This window comes from Streptomyces chattanoogensis, from assembly GCF_001294335.1.
Lineage (GTDB): Bacteria > Actinomycetota > Actinomycetes > Streptomycetales > Streptomycetaceae > Streptomyces > Streptomyces chattanoogensis.
In genome coordinates this window covers 52,716-72,201 of sequence record NZ_LGKG01000159.1, presented here as the reverse complement: position 1 = coordinate 72,201, position 19,486 = coordinate 52,716, and the positions used below count along the sequence as shown (strand labels likewise).

The window sequence follows — 19,486 nt, the reverse complement described above, 5'->3', positions numbered from 1 at the left end:
ACCCGTGGGCGTAGGCGCCTCACTGCACCCGCGGGCGGACGAGTCCCGATTCGTAGGCGATGACCACCAGCTGGGCGCGGTCGCGGGCGCCGAGCTTGGCCATGGCGCGGTTGACATGCGTCTTGACGGTGAGCGGGCTGACCTCGAGCCGCTCGGCGATCTCGTCGTTGGACAGCCCGCCGGCCACCAGGGTCAGCACCTCGCGCTCGCGGCCGGTCAGCGTCCCCAGCCGTTCGGCGCCGCGGCTGCCCGGCCCGTCCTCGTCCTCCGAACTGCCGCCCTGCGCAAGGAACTTGGCGATCAGCCCCTTGGTCGCGACGGGCGAGAGCAGCGCCTCCCCGGCCGCGGCGATGCGGATCGCGCCCAGCATGTCGTCCGGCTCCGCGCCCTTGCCGAGGAAGCCGCTGGCCCCGGCCCGCAGCGACTGCACCACGTAGTCGTCGACCTCGAAGGTGGTCAGGATGACCACCTTGACGTCGGTGAGCTCCGGGTCCTGGCTGATCATGCGGGTGGCGGCGAGGCCGTCCACACCGGGCATCCGGATGTCCATCAGGACGACGTCGGGCCGCTCGGCCCGGGTCAGCTCGTACGCCTGGGCGCCGTCGGAGGCCTCCCCCACGACCTGCATATCGGGCTCGGAGTCGACCAGGATGCGGAACGCGCTGCGCAGCAGCATCTGGTCGTCGGCCAGCAGCACCTTGATCGTCATGATGTCTCCCCCGTCGTCCTGCCTGCTGTGACGCCTGCTGCGCGGTCTGCCGTCCCGGACCCTGCCGCCGTCTCTCCCGTACGGGCGGTGCCCAGCGGGAGGGTGACCCGTACCTGGAAGCCGCCGGAGGCGCGGGGGCCGGTGACGACCGTGCCGCGCAGCGCGAAGACCCGCTCGCGCATCCCGATCAGGCCGTGGCCGCCGCCGCTGTCCGCCGGCCGGTCCGCCCGCTGTGGCGGGACGTCGGACGTCCGGCCTCCGTCGTCCTGGACGGTGACGGTCAGCGCGGCCTCGGTACGGATGATCCGTACGGTGGCGCGGGCGCCGTCCCCGGCGTGCTTGTGGACGTTGGTCAGCGCCTCCTGGACGACCCGGTAGGCGGTGAGGTCGATGGCGGCGGGCAGGTTCTGGGGCGCGGGCGGCATCTCGAGCGCCACGGGGAGGCCGGAGCGGACGAAGCCGTCGACGAGATGGTCGAGGACGCCGAGGCCCGGGGCGGGTTCGGTGGGGGCCCTGGGGTCGTCGGACTGGCGCAGCAGACCGACGGTGGCGCGGAGTTCGTCGAGCGCGGAGCGGGACGCCTCACGGACGTGGGCGAGGGCCTGTTTGGCCTGGTCGGGGCGGTTGTCCATGACGTGTGAGGCGACCCCGGCCTGGACGTTGACCAGCGCGATGTGGTGGGCGACGACATCGTGCAGCTCGCGGGCGATCCGCATGCGCTCCTCGGCGACCCGGCGGCGGGCCTCCTCCTCGCGGGTGCGCTCGGCGCGTTCGGCGCGCTCGCGGATGGCGTCGACATAGGCCCGGCGGCTGCGCACGGCGTCGCCCGCGGCCGCGGCCATGCCGGTCCAGGCGAAGATCGCCAGGTTCTGCTGGGCGTACCAGGGGCCTTCGCCGAAGAGCATCGCGGCGGCGGTGAGCACGACCACGGTGAGCGCGCCGATGCGCCAGGTGGTGGGCCGGTCCGTACGGGAGGCCACGGTGTAGAGGGCGAGGACGGCGGAGAAGGCGACGGGCGCGCGGGGGTCGCCGGAGCGGGTGATCAGCTCGGTGACGGTGAGCGCGCCGGTGACGGCGAGGACCGTGCGGGGGAAGCGGCGGCGCGCGACCAGGGCGGTGCAGGCGAGCCCGGCCAGCACGACGGTGGCGACGGTCAGCTCGCGGACGCCGAACCGGGGGCCGTGCGGGCCGTGCGGATCGGCCACCGCACCGCACAGCGTCGCCGCGAAGAAGACCGCGGCCAGGGCGGCGTCGAACGCGCGCGGATGCGTCCGGGGCCAGGCGAAGCGGCCCGCGCGGGGGGTGTCCGGGGCGGCCTCCCGAGAGGCGTCCGGTGCGGGGTCGAGGGCGGTCACAAGAGGAAACGGTAACGCCCCGGTCCCACCAGGGGGCCGGGGCGCCGTGTGCCGTATGCGCTGGAGTGGTGCCGAAGGAGCGGTGGTCGGTCCGGTCAGCCGGGGATGAGGCCGTCGTCGCTGAGCATCTCGCGTACCTCGTCGAGCGTCGAGTCCTCGGCCGGCAGGATCAGTTCGGACGGCTCGAGGGCGTCGTCGGGGAGGGGGGTGCCCATGCGGCGCACCGCGTCCAGGAGGGCGCCGAGAGTGCGCCGGAAGCCTGCTTCGTCGCCGCTCTCCATCTCTTCGAGCAGCTCGTCGTCCAGCTTGTTGAGCTCGATGAAGTGGGCATCGTCCAGCTTCACCTGGCCCTCCCCCATGATCCGTACGATCACGACGGTCTCCCTTGGTACGTCCGACGGTCCCGGCGGCGGTCCCTGCGAGGCTAACCGCCGCCGTGCGTCACTGCTTGTCGAAACGCGGCCGGTCCTGCTGCTGGGAGGTCCCCGACTGACCGCCCTGCCCGCCCTCGATGGCCTGCTGCCCGGCCGACGGGCCGCCCGCCAGCTCCGCCTTCATCCGCTGCAGCTCCAGCTCGACATCGGTGCCGCCGGAGAGCCGGTCCAGCTCGGCCGCGATGTCGTCCTTGGCCATGCCGGACGGGTCGTCCAGCGCGCCGGAGGCCATCAGCTCGTCGATGGCACCGGCCCTGGCCTGCAGCTGCGCGGTCTTGTCCTCCGCGCGCTGGATGGCCATGCCGACGTCGCCCATCTCCTCGGAGATACCGGAGAAGGCCTCGCCGATCCGGGTCTGGGCCTGGGCGGCGGTGTACGTGGCCTTGATGGTCTCCTTCTTCGTACGGAAGGCGTCGACCTTGGCCTGCAGCCGCTGGGAGGCGAGGGTGAGCTTCTCCTCCTCGCTCTGGAGCGTCTGGTGCTGCGTCTCCAGGTCGGTGACCTGCTGCTGGAGCGCGGCGCGGCGGGAGAGCGCCTCGCGGGCGAGGTCCTCCCGGCCCAGCGCGAGCGCCTTGCGGCCCTGGTCCTCCAGCTTGGCGGACTGGCCCTGGAGCTGGTTGAGCTGCAGTTCCAGGCGCTTGCGGGAGGTCGCCACGTCGGCGACACCGCGGCGCACCTTCTGGAGCAGCTCCAGCTGCTTCTGGTACGAGTAGTCGAGGGTTTCGCGCGGGTCTTCGGCCCGGTCCAGGGCCTTGTTGGCCTTCGCGCGGAAGATCATCCCCATCCGCTTCATGACACCATCGCTCATGGGCCTCGCGCGCCCCCTTCTGACCGAATTACATCGGGCTTAGGCTCCAGCACATCTACAGACCCCACAGTACGGGCCCTGGTTCCATTACCGCACTGTTCGGGCCCGGATGCGCTCCTCCTGCAGGACGATCAGGGTGTCCGGCGTCTCCCGCCCAGGGAGTAGGGAGGGCCCCGGACGGAACGTCATGACGTGCCGTTGCGGGATCGTTCCCCGTCCACCTCTGGCCCACACGCGGTCAGCACGTACCCTGGCACTGTGTTCCGAAGCCGTTCGAAGGATCAGCAGGCCGCGACCGCCAAGTCGACCGCGGACCAGCCCCAGCAGCCCCGCGACCCGCAGGCCCCCAAAGGCCGCCCGACGCCGAAACGCAGCGACGCCCAGTCGCAGCGCCGGACCCGTGCGACGACGCCCGCCAACCGCAAGGACGCGGTGAAGGCGCAGCGTGAGGCCCGGCGTGCGGACCTGGCCCGCCAGCGCGAGGCCCTGGCCAACGGCGATGAGCGCTATCTGCCGGTGCGCGACAAGGGACCGGTGCGCCGGTTCGCCCGTGACTACATCGACTCGCGCTGGTGCGTGGCGGAGTTCTTCCTGCCCGCCGCGGTGCTCATCCTGGTGCTCACCATGATCCGGGTGCCGCAGATCCAGACCATCGCGCTACTGGCCTGGCTCGTGATCATCGTGCTGATCGTGCTGGACTCGGTCGTCATCTGGTTCCGCCTGGGCAAGCTCCTGCCGGAGCGGTTCCCGAACGAGAACCTCAAGGGCGCCAAGGCGTACGCGGTGATGCGCACCCTGCAGGTGCGGCGGCTGCGGCTGCCGAAGCCGCAGGTCAAGCGGGGTCAGCGGCCGTAGGGGACGAGCTCTGTACGACGGCTGGGCCGGGTCCTTGGGACCCGGCCCAGCGTTCGTGTGCCGCAGCCGCCCCGGTTCAGCTCTCGGCGTCGGCGTGCAGGCTCATGACGTAGATCTCGGTGCCGTCCTCGAAGAGCGTGACCCGGTCCGCGCCGCCTTCGCTCAGCTCTTTCCACACCTCGCCGATCCAGGACTCCGCGTCGCCCTGCGTGGGGAACTCCTCCGGTTCCACGGCGGGCGCCGTCTCCGTACCGTCCGCCTTCTCGAACCGCCACGTCCACGCCATGTGCGCCTCCTGGGTGCCACCGGGTACCTGTCTGCTGCCACGGCGGAACGCCCCTTGCGCACGCCCCGCCCGGTCATGCTTCCGTGCTGATCCGCAGCCTAGGGCCTGACCGGCGGTTCAGGGCCGGAAAGGGCCGGGCGTCCGGTGCGGGCCCGGCCATGATCCGCCGGACAGGCCCCGGCCGCGTGTCGGGAAGTCCCCCCGCGCGCTTCGCGCGCCCGGACGGGAGAAAATCGCCGGGTGGAACTGACTCTCCTCGGCACCGGGGCCCCCCAGGGACTGCCGCGCCCCGACTGCCCCTGTGCCGCCTGCGCGGCCGCCGTGGGCGACGAGGCGCGGGCGGCCACCGCGCTGCTCATCGACGGCGCGCTGCTCATCGACCTGACACCGGGCCCGGCCTTCGCGGCGGCCCGCGCGGGCACCTCGCTGGCCGGGGTGCGGCAGGTGCTGCTCTCCCATCCGCACGACGGGCCCGCGCTGGAGGTGCCGGCCGGGCTGCCGACGCCGGGCCGGGTCGCGGACGGGCGGGAGCTGGCGCTGCTGGACGGGCACCGGGTGAAGGCCCTCGCCGTGGACATCCCCGGTACGGGGTACGAGATCACCGGGACCGAGGGCGAGCGGCTGCTGTATCTGCCGCCGGGCGGGGCGCCGGCCGGGCTGGACAACGGACACGGGAACAGCGGGGCCGTCGTCCCGTACGACATGGTGCTCCTGGACGCCCTCGAGCGGCCGGACGGACTGGCGCGGCTGCGGGCGACCGGCGCGGTGGACGCGGCGACGGATGTGATCGCCGTGCACATCGACCACGGTGCGCCGCCCGGGCCCGAGCTGCACCGCAGGCTGGCGGCGGCGGGGGCGCGGACCGTGCCGGACGGCAGGACGCTGGTGGTCGGCGAGTACCACGCGGTGCCGGATCTGCCGCGCCGCACGCTGGTGCTGGGCGGGGCGCGCAGCGGGAAGTCGGCGGAGGCGGAGCGGCGGCTGGCCTCCTTCCCGGACGTGCTGTACGTGGCCACCGGGGGCACCCGGGAGGGCGATACGGAGTGGGCGGAGCGGATCTCGCTGCACCGTGAGCGGCGGCCGGCGAGCTGGCGCACCGTGGAGACCTGCGATCTGCTGCCGCTGCTGGCGGACAAGGCGGCCGCGCCGCTGCTCATCGACTGTCTGGCGCTGTGGCTGACGCATGCGATGGACGAGGCCGGGGCGTGGGACGACGGGACGTGGGAGGCGAGCGGGCGCCGGGCGCTGCGGGAGCGGGTCGACGAGCTGGTCGCGGCGGTGCGGGCGACGCGGCGTCCGGTGGTGGCGGTCAGCAACGAGGTGGGTTCCGGGGTCGTGCCGGCGACCGCCGCGGGCCGTCGTTTCCGGGACGAACTGGGGCGGCTGAACGCCGCGTTCGGGGCGGAGTGCGAACAGGTGCTGCTGGTGGTGGCCGGGCAGGCGCTTGCGCTGCGCGGCTGACAGCCGGCGGCTGCGCGGATGACGCCGTCCCGCCCGGCCCGTGTCCGCTTGCCAGCGGGCCCGGCGGCGGGTGCTCTTGGGGCGTGACCTCTTGGGGCGTGGACGGATCCGGGCGCGCGCGGGGCGTTTTCGACGCCGTCGTACGGGCCTATGTGGCGCGGCACCCGCAGGCGACGGTGGTCGCGCTCGGCGAGGGCCTGGGCACCGACTTCTGGCGGCTGGACAACGGACGGCTGACCTGGCTGACGGTGCAGCCCCCGGACACCGCGGCGGTGCGCCGGATACTGCTCCCGGACGGTCCCCGGCGGCGTACGGTCGCCCGCGCGGCCGCCGATCACGGGTGGCTGGACGCGGTACGGGACCCGGATCTCGGGGTCATCGTCACGGCGCCCGGCGTCCTGATGCGGCTGTCACCGGCGGTGGTGCGGGCGCTGCTGGCGGCCTGTGCGGAGCGGTTCCCCGACGGGGCGCTGGTCTTCGACGCCCTGCCGCGCGGGGTGGCGGCGCTCGTCCGGCGCGGTGCCGCACTCGCCGGCGCCCGGCCGCCCGGCCCGCCGCGCTGGGGTCTGGACCGGACCCAGCTGCCCCGGGTGGCGGGGGTGCATCCGGCGATCGCGGCGGTGCGGGAGGTGCCGGTGCTCCGGCCGCGCCGGTGGGGCCGGCTGACGCCGATGGTGTGCGAGGTGCGGTTCGCCGATGCCCGTTCCCGGCACCGTGCCTCGTCATCACCGGCTTGACGGTAATCTGCGCCGAATGAGCGCCCTGAACCTCGACGACTTCGCCCATCTGATCGAGCGCCCCGACGGCGGTGCGCGCCGTGACGCCGAGGAGCGGCGGGCGCGGCTGGCCGTGCCGCCGGGGGCGCTCGGCCGGCTCGACGAGCTGGGCGCGTGGCTGGCGGCCGCGCAGCGGCAGGTGCCGGTGCGGCCCGTCGAGCGGCCGCGCGCGGTGCTCTTCGCGGGCGATCACGGGGTGGCGGAGCTGGGTGTTTCGGCCCGGCCGGCGGGCGGCACCCGGGACCTCGTACGGGCCGTGCTGGACGGGTCGAGCCCGGCCGCCGTACTGGCGCGGGCCGCCGGGGCGCAGCTGCGGGTCGTCGACCTGGCCGTGGACTGCGACCCCGGGGAGCTGCCGGAGGAGGTCACCCGCCACCGGGTGCGGCGCGGCTCCGGGCGGATCGATACCGAGGACGCGCTGACGGCCGAGGAGGCTCAGGCCGCGTTCCGGGCCGGGATGGCGGTCGCGGATGAGGAGGCGGACGCCGGGACCGACCTGGTGGTGCTGGGCGATCTGAGCGTCGGCGGTACGACGGCCGCGAGCACGCTGATCGCGGCGCTGTGCGGGACGGACGCCTCGGTGGTCACCGGACGCGGCGGGGCCGGTATCGACGATCTGGCGTGGATGCGCAAATGTGCGGCGGTCCGGGACGCGCTGCGGCGGGCGCGGCCGGTGCTCGGGGACCAGCTGGAGCTGCTGGCGGCGGTCGGCGGGGCGGATCTGACCGCGATCACCGGGTTTCTGCTGCAGAGCGCGGTACGGCGGACGCCGGTGATTCTCGACGGGGTCGTCTCGGCGGCCTGTGCGCTGGTGGCGCAGCGGGTGGCGTTCCGGGCGCCGGACTGGTGGCTCGCCGGGCAGGCCTCCGGGGAGCCGGCGCAGGCCAAGGCACTGGACCGGATCGCGCTCACCCCGCTGCTCGACCACGGCGTCACCGCGGGTGAGGGGACCGGGGCGCTGCTGGCCCTGCCCCTGGTGCAGGCGGCCGCGGCCCTGGCGGCGGAGCTTCCGGTGCGCGACTGAGCGGCGCCCTTTCCCCGGTCCCGGGGCCGCGGCGGCCGGGCCTTGGGGCCGCGGCCGGCCCGGAAGAGGCCGAGATCACTTCGGCGTCGCTCAACTCCGCGGCCTTCCGCGCCGTCTGTACAGACGGCGCGCTGACCTGGGCGGGCCCGGTGCCGTACTCCTCGCGCGCACCGCTCGGCCGTCTCCCCCCGGTGGTGCCCGATCGAATCGCTCGCTCACGCTGAGGCGAAATACCGCCCTATGGGGGATGTGCGGTACATGCTCGTCGACAAGAGCGCCGGTGCACAGCGCACCGGCCTCGCCCCGGCCGCCGTGACCACGCGGCCGCAAGCACCTGGAGAACAACAGATGACCGAGGCCCGGGAGGGGCGGCGGGGGGTGTCCGTCCTGCGTCGCGCCGCGCGTGCCGAGTGGGGCCCGCTCCTGCGGACGGGGTGGTCCGCGCTGGCGGCGAGGAAGCTGCGGGCGATCCCGGTGACGCTCACCGCGGTGTGTCTGACCCTGGTCCTCCAGACCGTCCAGAACCAGCCCTGGGGCTACCGGCCGGTCCAGGACATCGGGTCCGTCCAGGCCTATGAGCACCTCTGGGTGGCGCTGCTGCGCACTCCCCTGTCGCTGTTCGTGCCCGCGCTGGACCTTCCGGTGTGGGGCGCGCTGGTGCAGATCCTGGTCGTCTTCGGGCTCGCCGAGATCTGTGTGGGCTGGCGGCAGATGTTCGCGGTCGCGTATCTGGCCACGCTCGCCGGGACGATGTACGCGCGGATCGGCCTGTGGATCGGACCGGACTCGCCCATCGGGCTGCCGGACGCGGACAAGTACGTCGTCGACACCGGCCCGTCGGCTGCGGTGGTGGGCCTGGCGATCTTCGTGAGCTGGCGTTACCGGGCCTGGCTCACCTGCGCGCTGGTGGTGGCCTCGATGGTCTTCGAGGTGGTGTTCATCAAGAACAACCTGGCGGGCAAGGAGCACATCGCGGCGGTGCTGGCGGTGCTGGTGCTGTGCGGGGCGTGGGAGCTGTGGCGGCCCGGGAAACCGCGCGATGCGCAGCGGGTCAGCGGCTGGGGGCACCCCCGATGAAATGCTCGGTCCGGCGGCGCAGGGCCGACCAGCGGCGGTCGTGGCGGTAGGCGCGGAGCGTGGCGCGGGCCCGCGCCCTGGGCCGGTTGCGGTAGAAGCGCCGGGCCCAGGGAGAGTTGGGGCGGGCGAGGCGGACGGCGCCGAAGAGGGCGACGAAGGGGACGAAGACCCCGATGACGGCGAGCCGGCCCTTGCCCTTGACGAGGGCGATCAGCGCGAAGAGGAAGTTGATGCCCACGGTCCGTACGACCTGGAAGCGGTCCCGGGTCTCGTCGGGGCTCAGTTCGTTGACGCCGAACGGCAGAAAACCGGCGAGGACCAGGGCGACCAGGGCGGCGGTGAGGATGACGATCTCGACGCTCTGGGTGCCCTCCTCGGTCCAGTAGACGTCGTCCAGGTGGAGGATCAGCGCGAACTCGTCCAGGACGAGGCCGGCTCCCGTGCCGAAGAGCACCGCGGCCAGGCCCGAGCCGAAGCCGCGCCGGCCGCCCGCCAGGGCGATGAAGCCGCCGGCGACCATCAGGACCACACCCGGCACGACGTGATGGACGTGCACCCCGCCGGGCGCGATGTTGCGGAACGGCCCCTTCCCGGCCCGGATGAGCCGGGTGATGGCGCGGGTGACCAGGAAGGTCAGGACGAAGGAGGCGAGGGCGAGCAGCAGCGGGAACTTCCCCGGCTCCACGATGTTGCGGTACCACCAGTGGCCCATCCCGCGTTCCCCTTCCTCGCCCGCCCGTGCCGCACCGGTCCTGCCGCCGGAAGGCCTGCCGTACGACCCGCCGTACGACCCGCCGCACAGCTGCCGGATAAGGGCAATTTACGGGCTTTGACGGGGAATTCTGCGCCGCACCCGGCGTGCGGCGGGCGGGATAGCCTGCCGCGATGAGCGACTCCCCCGGCCCGCCGTCCGCCACCGACGCCCTGCGCTTCGCCTTCGGGACACTGACCGTGCTCCCGGTGCGGGTGACCCGCTGGGACCGGGAGACCGCCCGCGGCGGAATGCTCTGCGCGCCGCTGGCCGGGCTGGCCGTCGGGCTCGCCGCGGGCGCGCTCGGCGGGGCGCTCCTCCTGCTCGGCGGCGGCCCGCTGCTCGCCGCGGTCGCCACCGCCGCCGTACCCGCCGCGCTCACCCGCGGCCTCCACCTGGACGGCCTCGCCGACACCGCCGACGGCCTGGGCAGCGGCAGGCCCGCCGAGGACGCGCTGCGCATCATGAAGCAGTCCGACATCGGCCCGTTCGGCGTCATCACGCTGCTGTTCACCCTGCTGGCCCAGGTGGCCGTGCTGGCGGAGCTGTACGCCGCGGGCTGGGTGTACGGGGCGGCCGGGGCCGCCGTCGCCGGGATCACCGCCCGGTGCGCGCTGACCCTGGCCTCCCGCACGGGTGTGCCGGCGGCCCGGCCGGAGGGGCTGGGCGCGGCGGTCGCGGGCACCGTTCCGGCGCGGGCGGCCCTGGGGTGCGCCGCGCTGACGGCCGCCCTGTGCGCGGCGGCGGGTGCCGTGTCCGGCCCGTACGGCGCGCTGCACGCCTCACTCGCCGCACTGCTCGGGCTCGGCACCGGCGAACTGCTGCTGCGGCACTGCCGGCGGCGGTTCGGCGGGGTGACCGGCGATGTGTTCGGCGCCCTCGCGGAGAGCGCGGGACTCGCGGCGCTGGTGGCCCTCGCGCTGGGCTGAAAGCCCGTCAGGACGTCCGCCCCGCCGGCCGCCCCGCCCCCGCCCCAACTCCCCCGCGCCGGGTCGGGATTCACCCCCCGAACGGGCCATCAGCCGACGCACCGTTACCGGCCGTTGCGGCAACAGGCCGGGCCTCGCGGCGTCGCCGAGCGTAGGCTCGGCCGCAGCAGCGCCCAGGGCGCACAAGGATTCCCGGACGGAACAGGACTCTCATCACCGTGACTGCACTGACCCTCAGTACTTCCTCCGCCGCAACGGTGCGTGCGGATGCCGTCGTCGTCGGCGTGGCCAAGGGCCCCAAGGGCGTCGTCGTCGCCCCCGGCGCCGAGGCCGTGGACAAGGCCTTCGGCGGCAAGCTCGCCGCCGTGCTGGAGACCCTCGGCGCGAGTGGTGCCGAGGGCGAGGTGACGAAGCTGCCCGCCGCCGACGGCCTCAAGGCGCCGGTCGTGCTGGCGGTCGGCCTGGGCGAGGCCCCGGCCAAGGGCGACGGGTACGACAGCGAGGCGCTGCGGCGCGCCGCGGGCAGCGCCGCCCGCGCGCTGTCCGGCAGCAAGAAGGCCGGTTTCGCCCTGCCGCTCGAGGACGCCGGGGCGGCCGCCGCGATCGCGGAGGGTGCGCTGCTCGGCGCGTACTCCTTCACCGCGTACCGCAGCAGCAGCAACGGCAAGGGCAAGAAGAACGACACCAAGTCCCAGCCGCTCGGCGAGGCCGCGATCCTCGGCGGCAAGCCGCGGGACAAGGAGTTCAAGGCCGCCGCCGAGCGCGCCCAGACGCTGGCCGCGGAGGTCAACCGCGCCCGCGACCTGATCAACACCCCCTCCAACGACCTCGACCCGAAGTCCTTCGCCGCCGAGGCGCAGGCCGCGGCCAAGGAGTTCGGCCTCAAGGTCGAGGTGCTCGACGAGAAGGCGCTCAAGAAGGGCGGCTACGGCGGCCTGATGGGCGTCGGCCAGGGCTCCGAGGCTCCGCCGCGGCTGGTCCGGATCGCGCACACGCACGCCAAGGCCACCAAGACCCTCGCCCTGGTCGGCAAGGGCATCACGTACGACTCGGGCGGCATCTCGCTCAAGCCGGCCGGCCACAACGAGACCATGAAGTGCGACATGAGCGGTGCGGCCGCCGTGTTCGCCGCGGTCGTGGCCGCCGCCAGGCTGGGCCTGGAGGTGAATGTCACCGGCTGGCTGGCGCTCGCCGAGAACATGCCCTCCGGCTCCGCCACCCGCCCCGGTGACGTGCTGACCATGTACAGCGGCAAGACCGTCGAGGTGCTCAACACCGACGCCGAGGGCCGCCTCGTGCTGGCCGATGCGCTGACCCGCGCCTCGGAGGAGAACCCGGACGCGATCGTGGACGTGGCCACCCTCACCGGTGCGATGGTGCTGGCGCTGGGCCACCGGCACTTCGGGATCATGTCGAACGACGACGCCTTCCGCGCCTCGGTCCACGAGATCGCGGAGGAGGCCGGCGAGCAGGCCTGGCCGATGCCGCTGCCCGGCCATCTGCGCAAGGGCATGGACTCCCCGGTCGCCGACCTCGCCAACATGGGCGAGCGGATGGGCGGCGGCCTGGTCGCCGGGCTCTTCCTGAAGGAGTTCATCGGCGAGGGCATCCCGTGGGCCCACCTGGACATCGCGGGCCCGGCCTTCCACGAGGGCTCGCCCTGGGGCTACACACCCAAGGGCGGTACGGGTTCCGGGGTGCGCACCCTGGTGCGGCTGGCGGAGCGGACCGCCGCCGGCGACCTCGGCTGACACCCTTCCGGTCTCGCCTGTTTTGTCCGCACGGCCCCGAGCTCACGGCCCGGGGCCGTCGGCGTGATATCCGCCACGCGTTCGCCCACAACGAAATCCGTACCTGCCCTTCGTACGCGAGTACGCGCCGGTAACCCCCCTGGGGCGCCCTGATCGGCCGCCCCGCAGCCCGGCCCGCCGTCCCGTCGCCTTTCAACAAGTGCGAAGATGGGTTCTCGGCAGGACAGGGCCCCCCTTACCCAGGGCCGACATCAAGCGGCCGAACCACAGCCGCCGCCCGGTCATCGGAGACCGGCTCCGGCGTACCCATGCATGGAGGACGTGACGTGGCGAACGACGCCAGCACCGTTTTCGACCTAGTGATCCTCGGAGGCGGTAGCGGTGGTTACGCCGCTGCCCTGCGCGGGGCGCAGCTGGGCCTGGACGTCGCACTGATCGAGAAGAACAAGCTCGGCGGCACCTGCCTGCACAACGGCTGCATCCCCACCAAGGCTCTGCTGCACGCCGGCGAGATCGCCGACCAGGCGCGTGAGGCCGACCAGTTCGGTGTCAAGGCCACCTTCGAGGGCATCGACATCGCGGCCGTCCACAAGTACAAGGACGACGTGATCTCCGGCCTGTACAAGGGCCTGCAGGGCCTGGTCGCCTCCCGCAAGGTGACCTACATCGAGGGCGAGGGCCGGCTGTCCTCCCCGACCTCCGTCGCGGTCAACGGCCAGCAGATCCAGGGCCGCCACATCCTGCTGGCGACCGGCTCCGTGCCGAAGTCGCTGCCGGGCCTGGACATCGACGGCAACCGCATCATCTCCTCGGACCACGCGCTGACGCTGGACCGCGTCCCCGAGTCCGCGATCATCCTGGGCGGCGGCGTCATCGGCGTCGAGTTCGCCTCGGCGTGGAAGTCCTTCGGCACCGACGTCACGGTCATCGAGGGCCTCAAGCACCTCGTCCCGGTCGAGGACGAGAACAGCTCCAAGCTGCTGGAGCGGGCCTTCCGCAAGCGGGGCATCAAGTTCAACCTCGGCACCTTCTTCGACAAGGCCGAGTACACCGCCGACGGCGTCAAGGTCACCCTGGCCGACGGCAAGACCTTCGAGGCCGAGGTGCTGCTGGTCGCGATCGGCCGCGGGCCGGTCTCGGCGGGCCTGGGCTACGAGGAGCAGGGCGTCGCCATGGACCGCGGCTACGTCCTGGTCGACGAGTACATGCAGACCAACGTGCCGACCATCTCGGCCGTCGGTGACCTCGTTCCCACCCTCCAGCTCGCGCACGTCGGCTTCGCCGAGGGCATGCTGGTGGCGGAGCGGCTGGCCGGCCAGAAGGTCGTCCCGGTCGACTACGACGGCGTGCCGCGCGTGACGTACTGCCACCCCGAGGTCGCTTCGGTGGGCATCACCGAGGCCAAGGCCAAGGAGCTGTACGGCGCCGACAAGGTCGTCGCTCTGAAGTACAACCTCGCGGGCAACGGCAAGAGCAAGATCCTCAAGACCGCGGGCGAGATCAAGCTCGTCCAGGTCAAGGACGGTGCCGTGGTCGGCGTCCACATGGTCGGTGACCGTATGGGCGAGCAGGTCGGCGAGGCCCAGCTGGTCTACAACTGGGAGGCCCTGCCGGCCGAGGTTGCGCAGCTCATCCACGCGCATCCGACGCAGAACGAAGCTCTCGGCGAGGCCCACCTGGCCCTGGCCGGGAAGCCTCTCCACTCCCACGACTGACCCCAGTCCCGGGCGCGACCACATCCCGCAATTCGTTAGGAGCAACCGAAACCATGGCGGTTTCCGTAACCCTGCCGGCGCTCGGCGAGAGCGTCACCGAGGGCACCGTCACCCGCTGGCTGAAGGCCGAGGGTGAGCGCGTAGAGGCCGACGAGCCGCTGCTCGAGGTGTCGACCGACAAGGTCGACACCGAGATCCCGGCACCGGCCGCCGGCATCCTGGCCTCCATCAAGGTGGCCGAGGACGAGACGGTGGAGGTCGGCGCCGAGCTGGCCCTCATCGACGACGGCACCGGTGTGCCGGCTGCCGCTCCGGCTCCGGCCGCTGCCGCCGCCGAGGCCCCGGCCGCCCAGCCCGAGCCCGCCCCGGCTCCGGCCGCCGCCCCGGCCGCCGCCCCGGCCGCCGCCCCCGCGGGTGGCGCCCAGGGCACCGACGTTGTCCTCCCCGCGCTCGGCGAGAGCGTCACCGAGGGCACCGTCACCCGCTGGCTGAAGGAGGTCGGCGAGGAGGTCTCGGAGGACGAGCCGCTGCTCGAGGTCTCCACCGACAAGGTCGACACCGAGATCCCGGCGCCGGCCTCCGGCACCCTGCTGGAGATCCTGGTCGCCGAGGACGAGACCGCCGAGGTCGGCGCCAAGCTCGCCGTCATCGGTGCGAAGGGCGCGGCCCCGGCCGCCGCCCCGGCTCCGGCCCCCGCCGCTCCGGCCCCGGCCCCGGCCCCCGCACCGGCCCCGGCTCCGGCCGCTGCCGCCCCGGCTCCGGCGCCCGCCGCTCCGGCCCCGGCCCCCGCACCTGCTCCGGCCCCCGCGCCGGCGCCTGCTCCGGTGGCCGCCCCGGCTCCCGTCACCCCGGCCCCGGCCGCGGGTGAAGAGGCCGCGTACGTCACTCCGCTGGTGCGCAAGCTCGCCGCGGAGAGCGGCGTGAACCTCGCCGCGGTCAAGGGCACCGGTGTCGGTGGCCGCATCCGCAAGCAGGACGTCGTCGCCGCCGCGGAGGCCGCCAAGGCCGCTGCCCCGGCTGCCGCCGCCCCCGCCGCGGTGTCCAAGGCTCCGGCCCTGGAGGTCTCCCCGCTGCGCGGCCAGACCGTCAAGATGCCGCGGATGCGCAAGGTCATCGGCGACAACATGATGAAGGCGCTGCACGGCCAGGCGCAGCTGACCTCCGTGGTCGAGGTGGACATCACCAAGATCATGCGGATGCGCAACGCCGCCAAGGACGCCTTCGCGCAGCGTGAGGGCGTCAAGCTCTCCCCGATGCCGTTCTTCGTCAAGGCCGCCGTCCAGGCGCTGAAGGCCCACCCGGTCGTCAACGCCCGGATCAACGAGGACGAGGGCACCATCACCTACTTCGACACCGAGAACGTCGGTATCGCGGTGGACGCGGAGAAGGGCCTGATGACCCCGGTCATCAAGGGCGCGGGCGACCTCAACATCGCCGGTATCGCCCGTAAGACGGCGGAGCTGGCGGGCAAGGTCCGCGCGAACAAGATCACCCCGGACGAGCTGTCCGGCGCGACCTTCACCATCTCCAACACCGGCTCGCGCGGCGCCCTGTTCGACACGGTCATCGTGCCCCCGAACCAGGTCGGCATCCTGGGCATCGGTGCCACCGTCAAGCGCGGGGGGGGGGGGAGGGGAGAGGGGCACGGGGGCGGAGGGGGGGAGCGAGTAGCACGAACCGGGGCCGGCCCCTTTGCCTGTCACCGTCCCGGATAATGGCCCCGCAGCCCCCCGCAGCGCCCGCCTGTCACCACCCGCTCTGAAGGAGCACGTCATGACCCCGCCCGTCGTCCATTCGCTCCGCGAGCAGATCCGCGAGCACATCCTCGAGGGGATCGTCAGCGGCCGCTGGCAGCCGGGCGAGCGGATCGTGGAGCGCCGGATCGCGGTGGAGCTGGAGGTCAGCCAGACGCCGGTGCGCGAGGCGCTGCGCGAGCTGGAGTCGCTGCAGCTGATCGAGTCGGCGCCGAACAAGGGCGTGCGGGTGCGGAACCTGACCGCCGACGACCTCAAGGAGAGCTACCCGGTGCGGGCCGGGCTGGAGCAGGTGGCGGCGGAGCTGGCGGCGGGCCGGCTGGCGGACGACACGGCGGCGCTGGAGCGCGAGGTGGCGGCGCTGCGGGAGGCGGACCGGGCGGGTGACGGGGAGGCGCAGGTGCGGCACACGGTGGCCTTCCACCGGGAGATCGTGCGGGCAGCCGGGAACTCGGTGCTGCTGCACACCTGGGAGTCGCTGGGCATCGAGGTCTGGACGACGCTGTCGATCCGCTGGTTCAGCCCGGAGCCCCGGTCACATGCGCAGGACCACCAGGAGATCGTGGACGCATTCCGGCGACGGGATCCCAAAATCGGCGGTTTGCTGAAGGCACATGTGCTGAGCTGCGCGCCGAGGGTCTGAGGGGCGTGCCGACGGGGCCTTCGGGCCCCGTTTTTTCTATGGCACCGCGTGCCGATTTGTGCGGCACGCGGTGCCGACCTGCGGTTTCTCCCTCGCGCAGCGTTGATCGATCATCGATCAGGGGCGTATCGTCTTCCGTCGGGGCGCGACACCCCTGCCTGCCAAGCACCACTCGCACTCCCGCACCCACCGTCCGGAAAGGGGCCACCCATGCCCGAACCCGTACGCCTGCCGTACAGCCAGCTCGACCAGCTCCCGGACCGGGACCCCGAGGAGACCGCCGAGTGGCGCGCATCCCTTGACGCCGTCACCAGGGCCGCGGGCCCGCACCGCGCGACGTATCTGATGCGCCGCGCCCTGGAGCACAACGGTGCCCCCGGGCTCGCGCCCCTGGAGACGGACTACGTCAACACCATCCCGACCTCCGCCGAGCCCGCCTTCCCCGGCGACCCGGCGATGGAGGCCCGGATCACCGCCTGGAACCGCTGGAACGCCGCCGCCATGGTGACGCGCGGCTCGCGGTTCGGCGTCGGCGGCCATATCGCGACGTTCGCGTCCGCGGCCTGGCTGTACGAGACCGGCTTCAACCACTTCTTCCGCGGCAAGGAGGGCGACGGCAGCGGCGACCAGCTCTACATCCAGGGCCACGCCTCGCCCGGCATCTACGCCCGCGCCTTCCTCGACGGCCGCCTCACCGAGGACCACCTCGACCACTTCCGCCAGGAGTCCGGCGGCAAGGGCCTGCCCTCCTACCCGCACCCGCGGCGGCTGCCGTGGCTGTGGGAGTTCCCGACCGTCTCCATGGGCCTCGGCCCGCTGTCGGCGATCTACCAGGCCCGCTTCAACCGCTACCTCCAGGGCCGCGGCATCAAGGACACCGCCAACTCGCACGTCTGGGCGTTCCTGGGCGACGGCGAGATGGACGAGCCCGAGTCGACCGCCGCCCTCGCGCTGGCCGGCCGGGAGGGCCTGGACAACCTGACCTTCGTCATCAACTGCAACCTGCAGCGCCTCGACGGTCCGGTCCGCGCCAACTTCAAGATCGTTCAGGAGCTGGAGTCGCAGTTCCGCGCGGCCGGCTGGAACGTCGTCAAGTCGCTGTGGGGCTCCGCCTGGGACGAGCTGTTCCAGCTCGACACCACGGGCGCGCTGGTCCGCCGGCTGCGCCAGGTCCCGGACGCCCAGTTCCAGACGTACGCCACCCGCGATGTCGCCTACGTCCGCGAGCACTTCTTCGGCGCCGAGCCGGCCCTCGCCGAGATGGCGAAGGTGCTGACCGACGCGAAGATCGCCGAGTGCTTCCACACCTCCCGCGGCGGCCACGAGGCCCGCAAGGTGTACGCGGCGTACAAGGCGGCGGTGGGCTTCAAGGGCGCGCCGACCGTGATCCTCGCCCAGACCGTCAAGGGCTACACCCTCGGCCCCGGCTTCGAGTCCAAGAACGCCAACCACCAGATGAAGAAGCTCTCGGGCAAGGAGTTCCGCGCCATGCGCGACCTGCTCGACCTTCCCATCCCGGACTCCAGGCTGGACGAGGACCTGGTGCCCTACGGCCACCCGGGAGCCGACTCCCCCGAGGTCCGCTACCTCCAGGAGCGCCGCGCCGCGCTCGGCGGTCCGGCCCCGGCCCGCCGCCTGCACGCCTCGGCCGCGCTGCCGCAGCCCGAGGAGCGCGCCTTCAAGGCCCTCCACAAGGGCTCCGGCAAGCAGGAGATGGCCACCACCATGGCCTTCGTCCGCCTCGCCAAGGACCTGATGCGGGACAAGGAGACCGGCCGGCGCTGGGTGCCGATCGTCCCCGACGAGGCCCGTACCTTCGGTATGGAGTCGCTGTTCCCGTCGGCCGGCATCTACTCGCCGAAGGGCCAGACGTACGAGCCGGTCGACCGCGACCAGCTGATGTACTACAAGGAGGCCACCGACGGCCAGATCCTCAACGAGGGGATCACCGAGGCCGGCGCCATGGCCGACTTCATCGCCGCCGCCACGTCGTACGCGACCCACGGCGAGCCGATGATCCCCTTCTACATCTTCTACTCGATGTTCGGCTGGCAGCGCACCGCCGACCAGATGTGGCAGCTCGCCGACCAGCTCGGCAAGGGCTTCATCGTCGGCGCCACCGCGGGCCGTACGACCCTGACCGGTGAGGGCCTGCAGCACGCCGACGGCCACTCGCACCTGATCGCGTCCACGAACCCGGCGTCGCTCAACTACGACCCGGCCTTCGCCTACGAGATCGCGGTGATCGTCAAGGACGGTCTGCGCCGGATGTACGGCGAGACCGCCCCCGGCGAGGACTCGAACGTCTTCTACTACCTCACGGTCTACAACGAGCCCAAAGTGCAGCCCGCCATGCCCGAGGGCGTCGAGGAGGGCATCCTCAAGGGCCTCTACCGCTTCAAGGAGGCCGCCGGCGCGACCTCCGAGACGCCGCGGACCCAGCTGCTGGCCTCCGGCACCGCGATCCACTGGGCCCTGGAGGCGCAGGAGTTGCTGGCCGCCGACTGGGGCGTGGCCGCCGACGTCTGGTCCGCGACCTCCTGGGGCGAGCTGCGCCGCGACGCCCTCGCGTGCGACGCCGCCCGCCTCGACGGCGAGGACCGCATCCCGTACGTGACCCGTGCGCTGGCCGGCGCCCCCGGCCCGGTCGTCGCGGTCAGCGACTGGATGCGGGCCGTCCCGGACCAGATCGCCCCCTGGGTCGAGCAGGACTGGGTCTCCATCGGCACGGACGGCTTCGGCCTCTCCGACACCCGCGAGGCGGCCCGCCGGCACTTCGGCGTGGACGCGCAGTCGGTGGTCGTCCAGACGCTGGCCGCACTGGCACGCCGGGGCGAGGTCAAGCCCGAGACGGTCAAGGAGGCCCGGCAGCGGTACGGGCTGTGAGACCCGGGGCGGGCGGCACCGGGAGGGCCGCCCGCACCTGAGGGCCCCTTCGCCGGGTCCTCCCTCAACTCCCGTGCGGAGGCGACCTTCCCGCGCCCGGAGCCTCCGCACGGGAACCCACCGGCCCGGCCGGCCATGCCCTGACTCGGCCGGGCCGGTTCCGCTTTTCCCGCCGCCCACCGCTTCTTTGGTTTCCCCGCCGCCCACCGCTTCCTTGTTTCCCCGCCGCCCACCCCCCTTCGGGGGGTGGGCGGGTGCAGTCGTTGGTCTGG

General features: G+C 73.2%; 16 protein-coding genes and 1 pseudogene. 11 read left to right on the top strand and 6 right to left on the bottom strand.

The features are described 5' to 3' along the window. Window positions 1-19 precede the first annotated feature (19 nt). The 4 genes from ADL29_RS28820 to ADL29_RS28805 form a co-directional block, all read right to left on the bottom strand. A complete protein-coding gene (locus ADL29_RS28820; protein WP_053926493.1) occupies window positions 20-709 on the bottom strand; it encodes a response regulator in 690 nt (229 codons plus the stop codon). After that, the gene (locus ADL29_RS28815; RefSeq protein ID WP_053926492.1) at window positions 706-2,064 is read right to left on the bottom strand and encodes a sensor histidine kinase; all 1,359 of its coding nucleotides are present in this window, start codon (window positions 2,062-2,064) and stop codon (window positions 706-708) included. The genes ADL29_RS28820 and ADL29_RS28815 overlap by 4 nt, the downstream gene beginning before the upstream one ends. A gap of 95 nt (window positions 2,065-2,159) precedes the next feature. Then, window positions 2,160-2,438: a PspA-associated protein PspAA gene (gene pspAA / locus ADL29_RS28810; RefSeq protein WP_053926491.1), complete on the bottom strand. Its 279-nt coding sequence runs from the start codon at window positions 2,436-2,438 to the stop codon at window positions 2,160-2,162. Between the two features lie 67 nt (window positions 2,439-2,505). Next, window positions 2,506-3,306, bottom strand: a complete 801-nt coding sequence (locus tag ADL29_RS28805) for a PspA/IM30 family protein (RefSeq protein ID WP_078971362.1) — start codon at window positions 3,304-3,306, stop codon at window positions 2,506-2,508. Window positions 3,307-3,564: 258 nt separating this feature from the next. Here ADL29_RS28805 and ADL29_RS28800 point away from each other — a divergent pair, with 258 nt between their 5' ends. After that, a complete protein-coding gene (locus tag ADL29_RS28800; RefSeq protein ID WP_053926490.1) occupies window positions 3,565-4,161 on the top strand; it encodes a DUF3043 domain-containing protein in 597 nt (198 codons plus the stop codon). Window positions 4,162-4,237: 76 nt separating this feature from the next. Here ADL29_RS28800 and ADL29_RS28795 read toward each other — a convergent pair whose 3' ends face one another. Beyond that, window positions 4,238-4,447 (bottom strand): hypothetical protein, encoded by a 210-nt coding sequence (locus ADL29_RS28795; RefSeq protein ID WP_053926489.1) that lies wholly within the window; start codon window positions 4,445-4,447, stop codon window positions 4,238-4,240. 240 nt (window positions 4,448-4,687) lie between these two features. Between ADL29_RS28795 and ADL29_RS28790 the strand changes: the two genes are divergently transcribed. The 4 genes from ADL29_RS28790 (at window position 4,688) to ADL29_RS44660 (ending at window position 8,785) form a co-directional block, all read left to right on the top strand. After that, a complete protein-coding gene (locus ADL29_RS28790; protein WP_053926488.1) occupies window positions 4,688-5,908 on the top strand; it encodes a bifunctional adenosylcobinamide kinase/adenosylcobinamide-phosphate guanylyltransferase in 1,221 nt (406 codons plus the stop codon). A gap of 83 nt (window positions 5,909-5,991) precedes the next feature. Continuing rightward, complete coding sequence (locus ADL29_RS28785; RefSeq protein ID WP_245689679.1) at window positions 5,992-6,645, top strand: class I SAM-dependent methyltransferase; 654 nt, start codon at window positions 5,992-5,994, stop codon at window positions 6,643-6,645. 16 nt (window positions 6,646-6,661) lie between these two features. Next, window positions 6,662-7,708, top strand: a complete 1,047-nt coding sequence (gene cobT, locus ADL29_RS28780) for a nicotinate-nucleotide--dimethylbenzimidazole phosphoribosyltransferase (protein ID WP_053926486.1) — start codon at window positions 6,662-6,664, stop codon at window positions 7,706-7,708. A gap of 348 nt (window positions 7,709-8,056) precedes the next feature. Then, entirely contained in the window at window positions 8,057-8,785 is a 729-nt protein-coding gene (locus ADL29_RS44660; RefSeq protein WP_053926507.1) for a hypothetical protein, read from the top strand. Here the strand turns inward: ADL29_RS44660 and ADL29_RS28770 are convergent. Continuing rightward, window positions 8,760-9,497, bottom strand: a complete 738-nt coding sequence (locus ADL29_RS28770; protein WP_053926485.1) for a hypothetical protein — start codon at window positions 9,495-9,497, stop codon at window positions 8,760-8,762. The genes ADL29_RS44660 and ADL29_RS28770 overlap by 26 nt on opposite strands. Before the next feature lie 173 nt (window positions 9,498-9,670). Here ADL29_RS28770 and ADL29_RS28765 point away from each other — a divergent pair, with 173 nt between their 5' ends. From ADL29_RS28765 to aceE, 6 genes and pseudogenes are all read left to right on the top strand, one after another. Then, window positions 9,671-10,465, top strand: a complete 795-nt coding sequence (locus tag ADL29_RS28765; protein ID WP_053926484.1) for an adenosylcobinamide-GDP ribazoletransferase — start codon at window positions 9,671-9,673, stop codon at window positions 10,463-10,465. 218 nt (window positions 10,466-10,683) lie between these two features. Beyond that, entirely contained in the window at window positions 10,684-12,216 is a 1,533-nt protein-coding gene (locus tag ADL29_RS28760; RefSeq protein WP_053926483.1) for a leucyl aminopeptidase, read from the top strand. Between the two features lie 326 nt (window positions 12,217-12,542). Then, window positions 12,543-13,931: a dihydrolipoyl dehydrogenase gene (gene lpdA / locus ADL29_RS28755; protein WP_046928417.1), complete on the top strand. Its 1,389-nt coding sequence runs from the start codon at window positions 12,543-12,545 to the stop codon at window positions 13,929-13,931. Window positions 13,932-13,984: 53 nt separating this feature from the next. Beyond that, window positions 13,985-15,550, top strand: a pseudogene (sucB, locus tag ADL29_RS28750) (2-oxoglutarate dehydrogenase, E2 component, dihydrolipoamide succinyltransferase); the annotation flags it as partial. A 154-nt stretch (window positions 15,551-15,704) separates the two neighbouring features. Then, window positions 15,705-16,328 (top strand): GntR family transcriptional regulator, encoded by a 624-nt coding sequence (locus ADL29_RS28745; RefSeq protein ID WP_046928415.1) that lies wholly within the window; start codon window positions 15,705-15,707, stop codon window positions 16,326-16,328. A gap of 210 nt (window positions 16,329-16,538) precedes the next feature. Then, entirely contained in the window at window positions 16,539-19,214 is a 2,676-nt protein-coding gene (gene aceE / locus ADL29_RS28740; protein ID WP_053926482.1) for a pyruvate dehydrogenase (acetyl-transferring), homodimeric type, read from the top strand. Window positions 19,215-19,486 lie beyond the last annotated feature (272 nt).